The following is a 14,210-nucleotide window of genomic DNA, read 5'->3' on the forward strand; positions in this document are numbered from 1 at the left end:
AAAACTCCTTGGAAATTGGCAACATAGGTCAAACATAGCATACAATGACAATAACCCTCGAATGGCAGCAATTACAGGAGTTCACATGAGTGCACATTGGCAAGCACGACGTTCTGGTCCATCAGCACAACGACCTGGCGACCGTCGCACCCCGTGGCAACGCGATCGTGCTCGAGTGCTGCACTCAGCGGCGTTTCGCCGTTTGCAGTCGAAAACGCAGATTATGAACGTGGGTGAAAATGACTTTTATCGCACGCGTTTGACCCATTCGTTAGAAGCTGCACAAATTGGTACCTCGCTCATCAATCAGCTCGCCCATGTCGCTAGCGCTCAAGAGCAAGCGCTGTTACCTGACTTGAACCTGATGGAAACTCTATGCCTTGCTCATGACATTGGGCATCCCCCCTTCGGTCATGGTGGCGAGACGGCCCTGAACTACAAAATGCTCGGCTCCGGCGGTTTCGAAGGTAATGGTCAAACATTTCGCATTGTTGGCAAGCTCGAGGCGTACCACAGTGAACACGGCATGGACTTGACCCGCCGCAGCCTGCTGGGTCTATTGAAGTACCCAGTGCTGATGCCCGATCTGCCACAACCACCACAGGCCCAGCAACCGGGCAGTTTGGCCCAATGGAAACCAGCCAAAGCATTGTTTGCTTGCGATGCCGACTTGCTGGATTGGGTCCTTGAACCCTTATCAAGCATTGATCGTGCGTTATTCCAACAAGTCCAACAACTCGATAAAAGCCCGTGGCAGAAGTCGTTGCACAAAAGTTTCGATGCCTCGCTGATGGAGCTTGCCGATGACATTGCGTATGGCGTGCACGATCTTGAAGATGCCGTCGTCACCGGCACGCTATCGGAAACCCAATGGCATGCGCATCTCGACAAGGTCGTCGCCGAACTTGATGGTGAACTGGCTGATTTAGTTCCGCGACTTGGCGTGCAGCTGTTTTCGAGCTCCCATAGCGCGCGCAAAGACGCCATCGGTGCGCTGGTGAATATTTTTGTGACTGCGGTACGCGTACAAGAAGTCTTGAGCGATGCCGAAGAACCGCTGATTCGCTACAATGCTACCTTACCATCTGCCGAGCGCTTTTTACTTGATAGCCTCAAAGCTGTCGTGTTTGAGCACGTCATCAATCAACCCTCGATTCAACAATTGCGCTATCGCAGCCAGAATATGTTGCTTGATCTGTACACTGCGTTTTACAACGAACCCATGCGACTCTTGCCCCACAACACCCGTTCACGCTGGCAATTAGCTTTTGAAACCGGTGGGCAAGTCGCTGCAGACCGCATTCTCTGTGATTATATCGCCGGCATGACCGACGATTATGCACATCGCATGTACCGCAACCTATTCGTGATCTAACCAATTGGGAATAACTCTCATTTACCCTTGTTAATGCGAATAGTTTGCATTTATAATTTCCCCGACTTGATAACTAATAACATCAATTAGGGGTTTACATGCGTTATTCAAAAGTTGCTATGGCGATTGCACTCGCTGCTGTTAGCACCTCAGCTCTTGCTGAACCAACCACCAAAGCCGATGAAGTCATCGAAATTATAGGTTCGAAAGAAGATGCGAAGACCGTAGCAGGTTCCGGTTCGGTCATTGCGCCAGAGCAACTCAATGTTGAAGTACAGACCGATATCAACCAATTGATGAAGACCGTACCTGGCGTCTACGTGCGCGAGGAAGACGGCGAAGGCTTGCGCCCGAATATTGGCATTCGTGCGGCTAGCGGTGAGCGCAGCAGTAAAATTACTTTAATGGTCGACGGTGTGATGGTCGCGCCAGCACCTTACTCTAACCCTGCCGCATACTACTTCCCTGAAGCCTATCGCATGCACAGTGTTGAAGTGCTCAAAGGCGCACCGCTGTTGCGCTATGGTCCACAAACGACTGGTGGTGTCGTGAATTTAGTCACCACCCCAATTCCGCAAGAGCGGCAGGGTCAGGTGACCTTACGTTTGGGTGAAAATAGCAGTCGGGACATTCATGCTTACTATGGCGGCACCGAAGGCGCGTTTGGCTGGTTAATCGATACCGTCCAACGTGATTCAAATGGCTTCAAAACCATTGACCGCAGCAATCGTGATGCTGGTTACGATATTCAGGACTACCTGGTAAAACTGCGTTGGACTGGCGCCAACCAAAGCTTGACCGCGAAGGCTCAGTACTCTGAGCAGATTTCCAACGAAACTTATGCGGGCTTAACCGATGCAGACTTTAATCGTGACCCTAGCCGTCGTTATGGATTGACGTCGATTGACCAGATGGATAACCAGCACAATGGTTACTCACTCACCTACGAACTCGACATTAACACATTGTGGCGTTTAACCGCTGTAGCCTATCGTAACGACTACAAGCGGAACTGGTTTAAAGGCAGCCCAAGCAGCTTAATTGCCGCCGCCAACGCCGGTGATGCTGAGGCCATTGCGGTGCTGAATGGCGAGCAAGATTACGCGGGTTTGAAATACAAAAATAACAATCGTGCTTATGAATCTTACGGCGTCGAAGCGCGGTTATTTGCTGATCTTGGTGACCATGAACTGGAATTTGGTGTCCGCGATCACAGCGATACCATGGACCGCTACCAACCGGTGGACGTCTATGACCAAGTCAATGGTAGCTTGGTTTATCAATCCACTATCGCACCAACTGGCGGCGATAACCGTCTGGAAGGTGCCGACGCACAAGCGTTTTGGCTGGCAGACTTATGGCAAATGACCGATCGTCTCGCAATCAACGCAGTGTTGCGCTACGAAGATGCAGAAACTTACCGTCGGCAGTTTGCTACCCCTGAGCGCACCGATACCCCAAGCTTCCGTAGCAGCACAGCCGAAGAATGGCTGCCTGGCGTATCCTTCACCTATGCGGTCAGTAACAACTTGCAAGTCCTCGCTGGTGTACATCGTGGCTTCTCGCCGCTCGGCGGCGGTGCAACTGCCAACGACGAACCGGAAACCAGCGTCAACTTTGAAGCTGGTCTGCGTTACAGCGACAATGCGTGGTTTGCTGAAGCTATCGCCTTCCGTAGTGATTTCGATAACCAAGCTGAGCTGTGTTCAGTCGCTAGCCCATGTAGCAACGGCGCCACCTCAGGTAGCTTCGTTACTGGCGAAGCCTTGGTACAAGGTATAGAGCTGCAATTAGGTAACACTTGGCAGCGCGGTGCATTCGAAATTCCGGTAGCATTTAACTACACCTACACTAGCGCTGAAATCAGTGCCGACAATGCAGTCACCGGCGTAGCGGATGGCGATGTGTTAGCCGCCATTCCTGAGCACGTGATGAGCGCACAAATTGGCTTGTTACACGATAGTGGTTGGAATCAGCACTTGGTTATCAAGTATATGGATGAAACCTGCGTGAGCGTGGGCTGCCAAAACGATACTAGCCGATATGCCTATACCGAAGCGCTGACAACTGTTGACTTTATCAGTCGCTATCCGCTGACCAAGCAAACAACGGTGTTTTTGAAGGTGGAAAACTTGCTGGATGAGCAAGTCATTATTGGTCGCTTGCCTTACGGAGCGCGTCCAAACAAACCTCAGAATGTCTCGGTCGGTTTCGACTATCGCTTCTAAGCGTTCACCTGTTGCTCCTGCAGCCACTGCAAAGTGGCTGCCAGGGGCTGCGGCCGACAGAACAAAAAGCCCTGCATTTGACTGCACTGGTGTTGAATCAAATAATCACGCTCAGCTGCAGTTTCGACCCCTTCAGCAATCGTCTTCACGCCAAGCTCTTGGGCAATGGTTAGCACACCGCGAGCAATCGCCGAATTGCGCCGCGCCTGCTCGATATCGCGAATAAAACTCTGATCAATCTTTAAGCTATCCACCGGCAACTGATTTAAATAGCTTAAGCTGGCAAAACCAGTACCAAAGTCATCGATGGCGATTGACAAGCCTAATTTACGCAGGCGATGCAGCATTTGAATCATATGTTGGCTGTCGCGCATAAACACGTTCTCGGTGATTTCTACCACCAAAGCTTGTGGTTTCACCCGATAAGTCTTTAACGTGTTTTCGATATTCTCCAACAGGTCATCGCGATAAAATTGTAGTGGTGAGAAATTAATACTCACACTCTTAATGCCCGCTGCTAAAAGCGTCGGCGTGTCTTTACAGGCCTGTTCAAATACCCAATCGGCAATGGCAATAATTTGTCCGGTAGCTTCTGCTAAAGGAATAAAATCCCCCGGGGAAATATAGCCGCGCTGTGGATGTTTCCAGCGCACCAGCGCTTCAACTCCAACCGCATGCCCCGCAGTATCGACAATGGGTTGATAAAACAACTCAAATTGCTGTTGCTGAATCGCCTCTTGTAATTGCGTGCGCAACTCCACTTGTGATTGCATGCCAGCATCAAGGTCGCTGCTGTACCAGTGATAGGAACTACCACCGCGACGTTTTGCTTCATACATGGCGACATCAGCACGCTGAATTAACTCAAGTGGGTGCTGCAACGGTTCAGAGTTATCCGCAATGCCAATGGTTGCCGATAGCGAAATCTCAAGATCTTCAAAATGAAAAGGTGTATTAAATTGGGCAAGTAGATTGTGAGCAAGCTGCACCACTTCGTGCTCGGCCTTCTGCGTATGCACAATGGCCACAAACTCATCGCCGCCAAAGCGACCCAGTAAATCGTGCGGCGCGATCTGACTTTGCAGCCGCTCTGCTGTTTCTTCGAGAATGCGGTCGCCCACCGCGTGACCAAGACTATCGTTCACCGGCTTAAAGCCATCGAGGTCAATAAACAGCACGGCGACTTGGCTATTGGGCTGCGTCACCAAATTCGCCAAGCGTTTCTCGATCGCGTTGCGATTCGGTAGGTGGGTAAGTACGTCGTGCTGGGCCAAGAACTCAAGCTTTTCTTCGCGGAATACACGCTCAGTAACATCACTTTGTAACCCAATGAAATGGGTCACGCGCTCGCCATCACGCACCGGTGATATCAACAAATCGTTCCAAAAGGGCGAACCATCTTTACGGTAGTTGAGAATATTGACGCGCACTTCGGAGCGTTGATGTAAGGCATCACGGATTTGCTGCACTGTTTCTGGGTCGGTGTCGGCGCCTTGCAAAAAGCTACAGCTGCGCCCCATAATCTCCGCCTCACCATAGCCCGTGATTTCTTGAAAAGCTGGATTCGAATAGATGACCGGATAGTGGCTTTGGTTGGCGTCGGCAATCACCACGCCGTTGGTGCTCGATTCTACACTGCGCTGCAACAGTAACAATTGTGATTCATTGCGTCGAGCAACAGTCATATCTTTGGCAATGCCGTGCACCCCAGTAATTTCGCCATTAATGATGATCGGTATGTTAGTGATATCGAGGTCTCGCAATTCTCCACTGCGATTCATAATTTTAATTTCATAGCGTTGCGGCTTACCTTTTTTTGCCGCTTCAAAGTGTGTTCGTGTCCGCTCACGATATTCCTCAGGTACCACAACTTCATAACTTTGGCCCAAGACTTCTAATTCAGTAAAACCAATCAAGTCAGTACCGGCGCGGTTTAAGCTCTTAAAATTTCCGTCAAGATCTAAGGTAAAAACCGCATCTGGATTGTAGCTAAATAACGAGCGACTATGCTGCTCGCTACGCTCACGCTGCACCCGATCTTGATGTTGGGTAATCACCAATGCCACAAGATCACGACTGCGCTGCAACAAATCTAATTCGCGCAAACTAGGTTTGCGTTTGCTACGAAAATACACGGCAAAAGTGCCGATGACCGATTTGCTTACCGGCGAAATGACAGGAAACGACCAACATGCTTTGAGTTCGTATTCATCGATAAGTTGACGAAACGCATCAAAACGTGAATCAAGCGAAATATCTGCTGCAATCACCGGAACCTTGCGATAAGCAGCAGTACCGCAGGCTCCGACACCGTCAGCAATGGGTAAGCCTTGCAAGGCAAGGACAAAGTCTTCTGGTAAGCTGATGGCACTTGCCGCATTCAATTGTCGTTTACTGGAATCTACCAACATCACCGAGCATAGTGAGTCTTTGACTTGGCTTTCGATAAGCCCACAAATATCTTCGAGCTTTTGCTCCAGTGATTTGTTTTGTGCGAGCGAGGCGAGGGTTCTAAATTTGGCCGAAACCAATTGCGCGAGCCGCAGTCGTTCGAGATGACCTATCCACCAAGTGATGGCAAGCAAAACCAGCGCTAGAACGAGTCCTAACACTAGAATTTGGTCTTGCCAGTCAAGCTCATTCATCGACAATCCTTTACTCCATTGGAACAACGGCCTGTACGAATATTTCGCAATTTTATTGAGATTTCATCGAGTATTGACAATGTTAGCTTCAGTTTCAATCGAAACTTTTGCTTATCTGTGCTGACTCCGCCGATAACGGTGCCAAACAAGACCCGTAATCAGTAGAAGGCTACCGACAAAAATTGTGTTCACGTCGACCATAAAAGCGAGTCCTAGACAGCCGATAAGCCCCAACACAGACCAAAACTTGGCAATGAAGCGTTGTTCGGGTTTGACCCTGAGTGCAGCGAGATTGGTGATGCTGTAGTAAATCAACACGGTAAAAGCGCTAAACGTCCACGCCAATTTAATCCCACCGAATGCCGCAATTAGCATCATCACTGTTGCGGTGACGATAGTTGCCGCAGGAGCTGACGTTTGCCCTACGTTGAGGCTGGCCCAGCCTTGCGGCAAGTCATTACGACGCGCCATGGCTAACACCACGCGGGAAACACCAAGCATCAGATTCAGTGTCACGCCGAGCATGGCAAGCAAGGCGCCAATCATCACTAGATCATGATAAATGCCTGCTGGCATCAGTTTAGTAAGAATAAAATCACCACCGATTGTGAGCGGCGCCAGCTTGACTAAAGTGACGCCAATCAACGCATATAGCAGCGTCACCACAATCATGGTCGCGACAATGGCGCGTGGAATATTACGACGGGGTTCACGAATTTCCTCGCCCATGGTGGCGATGCGGCCATACCCGGTATAGGCCACAAACAGCAGTGCCGCTGCAGCGAAAACATCACTTAGCTCGGTGGGTGCACGGCTGAGTTCTGGCGCTATTGCTTGCGGCTGTTGCCACGCCCAGCCGGCAAACAACAACAAGCTTAAAATGGCACAGCTCACCAGCACCGCATTCACTTGGTTGGAACGCTTGAGTCCTGCCAGCACTAGCACGGTGATCAACAGCAACAAAACGATTGCTAGCAAGGTGACGTATAACGGCGGCCATTGCAGGTAATGGTTGAGCAACCAAGCGCTGCCAAGTGCTGCGGCAGCGGCTGATGCGCTTTTGGCGCAGACGAAAAACCAGCCGGCAATAAAGCCCAAGTCATGGTTCAGAAATTCATAACCATACTCATAGGTACCACCACTCACCGGATGCACCGCCGCCAGCTGGGCGCTGGAAAGGCCATTACATAGTGCCACAAAAGCAGCAAGCAACAAGGCATAGAGCAAGTACTCACCGGCTAGGTCATAGCCGAAGCCGATACTGACAAAGGCTCCAGTGCCGATAATAGATCCTAGGCCAAGTAGCATGGCCCCAGCCAGCGAGGTGTCGCGCTGCAATTGCTGCATGTTAAAGTCCTCGTTACTCGTTACTCGTTATTCGTTATTCGTTATTCGTTATTCAGTAATCGATAATGGGGATTGTAGCGTAATACCTGCTAGTTGTTTTAATTTGGAATCGATCGCTTTCATGATGACTTATCGTAGTGGATTAGTATGGCTGCAGGATGACATTCGCCTAGACGATAACGCCTTGGTGGAAAGAGCCGCCGCAGAGTGTCAACAGCTCCTATTTGTTTACTGTGTAAACCCTAAGTGGTTTCAACCCAATCGCTATGGCTTGCGCAGTATGGGCGCAGCACGTTGGCGCTTTCGTGCTGCGGCCTTAACCGATCTCAAGCAACAGTTGCGGCAGCTTGGGCAAGATCTATTGGTGGTGTATCAATCACCGTTACAGGCGATTCCAGAGCTGATCACGCGCTGTGGCATTGAGGTCATTTACAGCAGTCAACATGCCGGCTTTTATGAGCAAAGCTATGCGCGCTTATTGCGCCAGCGTTATCCGTTTATCCAACATCAACAGCTGACCACAGCAACGCTGTGGGAGGCTAAACAATTGCCGTTTGGCTTAAATGACTTGCCCGATACTTTTTCAAAGTTTCGCCGCCATATTGAAAAGCAGGATTTACGTGGGCAAATCCCTGATCCCGTAGCAGCGCCGCGGCAGTTGCCGCCACTGCCGGCCAGCGCTAATGCCTTATTCGATGAGCGCAAACATGCGTTGCCGCCAATTGAAGCGCCTGCCCATGAACACTTTCAGGGCGGTAGTCGTGCAGCTGAGCAACACGTCACCGATTACTTCGCCAGCGGTGCCGCTCACACCTATAAGGAAACCCGCAACGCGTTAGACGACTGGCCAGCATCGACCAAGTTTTCCCCTTGGCTGGCAGACGGCTCACTGAGTGTGCGTCGCTTGCATCAGCAACTGCTGCAATACGAAGCAGCACATGGCAGCAATGAGAGTACCTACTGGATCTTTTTTGAGTTGCTCTGGCGTGAATACTTTCATTGGTATGCACACCGTCATAGTCAGCGCTTGTATGCCTTCGCTGGGATTAAGCGCCAGCGCCCACAAACCAGTTTCTATGGTTCGCGGTGGCAACAATGGTGCAGCGGCACCACGGCACACCCCATCGTCAACGCCTGTATGAATCAGCTCAATGCGACGGGGTACATGTCCAACCGTGGGCGACAGCTGGTTGCCAGTTGCTTTGTACACGAGCTGCAATTGGACTGGCGTTACGGAGCAGCCTTTTTTGAGCAACAATTGATTGACTATGATGTCGCTTCCAACTGGGGTAACTGGCAATATTTAGCCGGGGTCGGCGCTGACCCGCGCGGCCATCGACGCTTTGATCTCGATAAACAAACCCGCCAGTACGATGCCAAGCATGAATTCATTGAGCGCTGGCACGGCAACGTCAGTACGCCTACCGATTGGGTCGATGCTGCAGACTGGCCGATTAGCGAGTAAGCAGTGACTGCGCAACCGATTGCCATCGTTTGGTTGAAGCGTGACTTGCGATTGCGCGACCATGAACCGCTGCAGCGCGCTATCGCCAGCGGCCACCGCGTGTTGCTGTGGTATTGCTTTGAGCCTGAGTTAGTCGATGATCCACACTATGACGAACGCCACTGGCGCTTCGTCTGGCAAAGCTTGATGGCCCTCGAGCAAGGGTTAAAGCATCGGGTCGAACTGCCGCTACTGATTCAATACGGTGCGCCGCTTGAGCAACTGCAGCAGTTGCGGCAACAGGCGCCTATCGCTGCGCTCTATAGCCACGAAGAAATTGGCATCAAACGTACCTTCGAGCGCGACTTACAGATTCAGCAATGGTGCCGCGCCCAGGACATCCCTTGGCACGAAACGCCAACCGGTGCGGTGCAACGCGGTAAAACTTCGCGGCAACAATGGGACGAGACCTGGCAACAGATTATGCGCGCACCTCTGGCACGTCCCAACTGGGAGCAAGCGCAAACATGGCGTGCTGACTGGCTAGCGCAACTTGATGGACGCGAGCGAGTGCCACAAACCTGGCGCACCGAGCATCCACACATGCAGGCGGGCGGACTGTTCGCCGCCCATCAGACGTTGGAGAGCTTCTTCGACGGACGCGGTAAAGACTATCGCTATGCTATCTCGAAACCGGCCGCTAGTCGCGAGGCGTGCTCGCGCATGTCACCTTATTTGGCATGGGGCAACATCAGTCTGCGTGAGTTTTACCAAAAAGTACTCAAACATTGGCAAACGCCTGGCTGGCGGATGTCACTGCGTGCTTTAGTGTCACGCCTGCACTGGCACTGCCATTTTATGCAGAAATTCGAAAGCGAACACCGCATGGAATGGCAACCTGTCAACCGCGCTTATATCGACTTCCCTTATCGCGACGACGACCAAGTAAGCGAGCACTTACATGCTTGGCAAAGCGGCGACACCGGCTACCCCTTAGTCGATGCCTGCATGCGTTGCCTGCACGAAACGGGTTATATCAACTTTCGTATGCGCGCAATGTTAGTGAGTTTTTTATGCCATCACCTGCTCATTGACTGGCGCTTGGGTGTGCACCATTTAGCACGACTGTTTTTAGACTTCGAACCAGGCATTCATTATCCACAATTTCAAATGCAGGCCGGCGTAACTGGCACCAACACCATTCGCATGTACAATCCGGTCAAGCAAAGCGAGGAGCACGACCCCGACGGCGTATTTATTCGCCAGTGGTGTCCGGAGCTAAACCAAGTCCCGAATGAGCTTATCCATCAACCTTGGCAATTAAGTGCAATGGAACAGCAACTCTATGCCTGCAAATTAGGCGTAGATTATCCCGAACCCATCGTCGACCTTACCAGTGCGGGTAAGCGCGCACGTGATTTACTTTGGAGTTACCGCAAACAAGACGCGGTCAAACAAGAGGGTAAACGCATTCTCGCTCGCCATGTACGTCCATCGGCGCGACCGCGACGATCATCGCAAAGCACGCAGAAGTAGATTGCACCTGTCACGAAAAGCTGTTTACTATCAAGACACTCGTTAGCTTTCGCAAGGAACTCGAAATGTCTTTACTGTCTCGTTTTTGCTTACTCGCTGGGCTTATCATAACTAGCACCAACGCCGCTGAATATAGCCAAGGGCGGGTATTTGCAAGTGCCGACCAGCTCGCCGTATTAGATTTTCAAGCGCGTGCCGCCACCGAGAACCGCCTATTGAACGACCGACTGGAAACCTTGCTGCCTGAATTGATGGCAGCAACTGAGCTCGACATGTGGCTGGTGATCAACCGCGAATACGCTGAAGATCCTGTCTACTTCACCTTAGTACCACAGCCAACTTTTGCCGCGCGCCGCACCACCATGCTGGTATTTGTGCGCAATGACGATGGCAAAGTTGAGCGCTTGTCGGTGAATCGCTACCCACTTGGCGAGCCCTATGATTCAGCTTGGGCCGGTGGCAATCTCGATGACCAATGGCAAGCTCTGGGCGAACTCATTGCCAATAAAGACCCGCGCAAGATTGGCATTAACGTTTCGCGCGACTGGCCGGTCGCAGACGGGCTAACTGAAGGACTCCACCAACGCCTGCTGGACGTCTTACCGGAGTCCCTTGAGCAACGTTTAGTTAGTGCCGAAGACTTAGTGATTCGTTGGGTCGAAACGCGTTCTGTCGCCGAACTCGAAGTCTATCCGCAAGTGGTAAGCTTGGCTCGTGCTGTCATTGCTGAGGCTTTTAGTAACCAAGTCATCACGCCGGGGGTAACCACCACCGATGAGGTCGCTTGGTACATTCGTAATCGCTTTGCCGAACTACAGTTGCCAATCTGGTTTATGCCTTATGTCACGCTGCAACGCCAAGGCTTTAATTGTGCCGATGAACAAGCCTTCTGTGGACAGAGCGGGCACACGATTCAACGCGGCGATGTGCTACACACGGATGTCGGAATTTGTTACTTAAAACTCTGCACCGACACGCAAGAAATGGCTTATGTATTGCCGCTGAATGCGACTGAAGTACCCGATGAACTGGTCGCTGCGCTGGGCAAAGGCAATCAATGGCAAGACCAACTCACTGGCAATTTTAGTAGTGGCCGCTCAGGCAATGAGGTGCTCGCCAATACCATTGCCGCCAGTGAAGCGTCGCAGCTCAACAGCAGTACTTACACCCACCCGCTGGGTTTTTACGGGCACGCGCCAGGTCCCACGATTGGCATGTGGGACAATCAGGGACCGACTCCGATTCGCGGTGACTGGCCGGTGTACCCGAATACCGCTTATGCAATTGAAGGTAACGTGAAAGTGCCAGTGAAATTGTGGGATAACCAAAATGTGCAAATCATGCTCGAGCAGAGCGCTTATTTTGATGGTGAGACCGTGCATTACTTGGCGGGGCGCCAAACACAATGGCACGTGATTCGCTAATTTGACTTGTGAAGGACCTGGTATGACTCAAGAATTTCAATCGTTGTGTGTCTATTGTGGCTCCAACAACGGCTTTAGTCCGGTTTACAAAGACGCTGCCATCGCCCTTGGTGACGCGCTTGCTGACGCAGGTATTACTTTAGTTTACGGTGGCTCGAGCGTCGGCCTGATGGGGGTCATTGCCGATCGAGTACTAGCCCGCGGCGGCAACGCCATTGGTGTGATTCCCCAAGCGTTGGTTGATAAAGAGTTAGCCCATAACGATTTGACCGAGTTACATGTGGTGGCCTCGATGCATGCCCGCAAAGCCAAAATGGCCGAGCTCGCCGATGGTTTTATCGCCATGCCTGGCGGTATGGGCACCCTCGAAGAGATCTTCGAAATGCTGACTTGGGCGCAACTAGGATTCCACCGCAAGAGCTGCGCGGTATTGAATGTGGACGGCTATTACGATGGCATTCTCAACTTTATTGACGGCGCTATTTCGCAAGGCTTTATCCGTGATGAGCATCGCCACTTATTGATCAGTCACGACGAGCCGGCCGCGTTGTTGCAACTTATGCGTGACTACGAAGCGCCACAGCAACCGAAATGGATTACCGCTAGCGAAACCTAGGAGAAGTTATGCGTACTTTGATACTGGCTGCCGTTTTACTGTTTTCTGCAACACTAACGGCACAAGAAGCAGTGCCCATCAGCGCCGAGCAGCGTGAGCGGGTGATCGCCGCCGTCGAGGCGTTCCTTTACGGCGCGTCAGTGAACGACGTCCAAGCACATGATAAGTTCTGGGCGCCAGAACTCACTTATACTAGCTCTAGCGGCACGCGCTTCGGCAAAGAGCAACTCATGGCAGGCATGACCGATGCCGTACGCATCGCCGATGAACAAGTCAGTGCTTGGTATACCGCTGAAGACATCGAACTCAAATCATTTGGCGACGCGGTTATCGTCAATTTCACCTTGGTCGCGACCAGCACCACAGATGGCAGTCGTGAGACCTTTCTCAACACTGGTGTGTTAGTGGAGCGGCGCGATGGTTGGCAAGCAGTCAACTGGAACGCGACGCGTACCGCAGCTACCAACCGTTAATGCGTGGCCAAAAGGCGAGTTGGTCGGCATCCGGCACCACGTAGCCGTCGAACTGACTGGCTGTAGCGCACGCATGATTAGGCAAGATCCGCACTTTGCTGCCGACTTCAAGTTTCGGCAGCTTCGCTTTACTCCCTTTGCGCAACGCCACAATGCCATGTTCTTGGCTGGTGCTGGTGACGATGAGGTCACTATAAGGAGTACCGTCCATGGCGCAGACCACGCCGTACCCCTGATCAACTTCCTGATTGGCGGTGCCGCGGTCGCGAGATAACGCCATCCACCCAGCATCGGTCATAATCCAGCCTTTTTCTGGACGATGGCCAATCACTGTCGCCACCACGCTGATAGCGATATCTTTGAGCTGGCAGACGTGAATCCCCGCCATCACTAAGTCTTGGAACACATAAACGCCGGCGCGCACCTCGGTGACACCGCTCAGATCTTGGGCAAAGTAGGCTGTGGGGGTCGAGCCCACACTGACTATCGGACACTCAAGTCCAGCTGCTTGGAGGCGATCGCGCACCGCTACGGCAGTTGCCCGTTCATGTTCAGCAGCAGCTTCTTTCGCGGCCTTCGACGGACAGTGATAGGACCCACCCGCATGCATTAAAATCCCAGAAAATAGGTCATTCTTCGCCAAAAGTTCAGCAATTTCGACGATTTTAGGGTCATTTTCTCGGAGTCCTGCGCGCTCACCATCACAATCAATTTCAATCAGCGCAGGAATTTTTACCTGTTCCCGCGCCGCCCAGGCCATTACTTGTTCAGCTTGCGTAAGGCTGTCGAGCAATACTCGCACGGTAACATCAGCGCGGTTCAAGCGCGCTACTCGCGCCAGTTTGTCGGGACTAATGCCCACGGCGTAGGTGATATCGGTGTAACCATGCTCGGCGAAGTATTCTGCCTCTTTCAAGGTCGAAACGGTAATCGGTCCGTGGTCACCGTTAAAGATCCGTTGCGCAACTTGCAACGACTTCGCGGTTTTAACGTGGGGTCGCAGTTGTACGCCAAGCTTTTCCATACGCTGTTGCAAAAAGTCGATATTGCGCTGCATCACAACGGGATCAAGTAACAAGTACGGGGTAGTGAGTTCAGAAAAACTAGCCATGACAGAATTCC

Annotated in this window: 10 protein-coding genes; 7 read left to right on the top strand and 3 right to left on the bottom strand. The window is 51.8% G+C overall.

The annotated features are described in order from the left end of the window. The first annotated feature begins 85 nt into the window (after positions 1-85). Both ACJ8W9_RS10320 and ACJ8W9_RS10325 read left to right on the top strand, forming a co-directional pair. Positions 86-1,375 (top strand): anti-phage deoxyguanosine triphosphatase, encoded by a 1,290-nt coding sequence (locus ACJ8W9_RS10320; RefSeq protein ID WP_411361008.1) that lies wholly within the window; start codon positions 86-88, stop codon positions 1,373-1,375. Between the two features lie 98 nt (positions 1,376-1,473). Continuing rightward, the gene (locus ACJ8W9_RS10325; protein ID WP_411361009.1) at positions 1,474-3,603 is read left to right on the top strand and encodes a TonB-dependent receptor family protein; all 2,130 of its coding nucleotides are present in this window, start codon (positions 1,474-1,476) and stop codon (positions 3,601-3,603) included. On the opposite strand, the gene ACJ8W9_RS10330 is transcribed toward ACJ8W9_RS10325, so the two are convergent. After that, on the bottom strand, positions 3,600-6,248 hold the full coding sequence (locus ACJ8W9_RS10330) for an EAL domain-containing protein (RefSeq protein ID WP_411359507.1): 2,649 nt from the start codon (positions 6,246-6,248) through the stop codon (positions 3,600-3,602). The two genes, ACJ8W9_RS10325 and ACJ8W9_RS10330, sit on opposite strands and share 4 nt — an antisense overlap. 111 nt (positions 6,249-6,359) lie before the next feature. Next, positions 6,360-7,595, bottom strand: a complete 1,236-nt coding sequence (locus ACJ8W9_RS10335) for an APC family permease (protein WP_411361010.1) — start codon at positions 7,593-7,595, stop codon at positions 6,360-6,362. 121 nt (positions 7,596-7,716) lie between these two features. Between ACJ8W9_RS10335 and ACJ8W9_RS10340 the strand changes: the two genes are divergently transcribed. The 5 genes from ACJ8W9_RS10340 (at position 7,717) to ACJ8W9_RS10360 (ending at position 13,088) form a co-directional block, all read left to right on the top strand. Further along, complete coding sequence (locus ACJ8W9_RS10340; RefSeq protein ID WP_411359505.1) at positions 7,717-9,060, top strand: DASH family cryptochrome; 1,344 nt, start codon at positions 7,717-7,719, stop codon at positions 9,058-9,060. Between the two features lie 3 nt (positions 9,061-9,063). After that, a complete protein-coding gene (locus tag ACJ8W9_RS10345; RefSeq protein ID WP_411361011.1) occupies positions 9,064-10,575 on the top strand; it encodes a deoxyribodipyrimidine photo-lyase/cryptochrome family protein in 1,512 nt (503 codons plus the stop codon). Between the two features lie 65 nt (positions 10,576-10,640). Next, positions 10,641-11,999 (top strand): Xaa-Pro aminopeptidase, encoded by a 1,359-nt coding sequence (locus ACJ8W9_RS10350; RefSeq protein ID WP_411359503.1) that lies wholly within the window; start codon positions 10,641-10,643, stop codon positions 11,997-11,999. 22 nt (positions 12,000-12,021) lie between these two features. Next, positions 12,022-12,615: a TIGR00730 family Rossman fold protein gene (locus ACJ8W9_RS10355; RefSeq protein ID WP_411359502.1), complete on the top strand. Its 594-nt coding sequence runs from the start codon at positions 12,022-12,024 to the stop codon at positions 12,613-12,615. 8 nt (positions 12,616-12,623) lie between these two features. Beyond that, positions 12,624-13,088, top strand: coding sequence for a nuclear transport factor 2 family protein (locus ACJ8W9_RS10360; protein ID WP_411359501.1), 465 nt, complete (start codon positions 12,624-12,626; stop codon positions 13,086-13,088). Here ACJ8W9_RS10360 and ACJ8W9_RS10365 read toward each other — a convergent pair. Further along, positions 13,075-14,199, bottom strand: coding sequence for an alanine racemase (locus tag ACJ8W9_RS10365; protein ID WP_411359500.1), 1,125 nt, complete (start codon positions 14,197-14,199; stop codon positions 13,075-13,077). The two genes, ACJ8W9_RS10360 and ACJ8W9_RS10365, sit on opposite strands and share 14 nt — an antisense overlap. Positions 14,200-14,210: the final 11 nt, after the last annotated feature.

The sequence above is a fragment of the Pseudidiomarina salilacus genome, from assembly GCF_047323925.1.
GTDB classification, from domain to species: Bacteria; Pseudomonadota; Gammaproteobacteria; order Enterobacterales; family Alteromonadaceae; genus Pseudidiomarina; species Pseudidiomarina salilacus.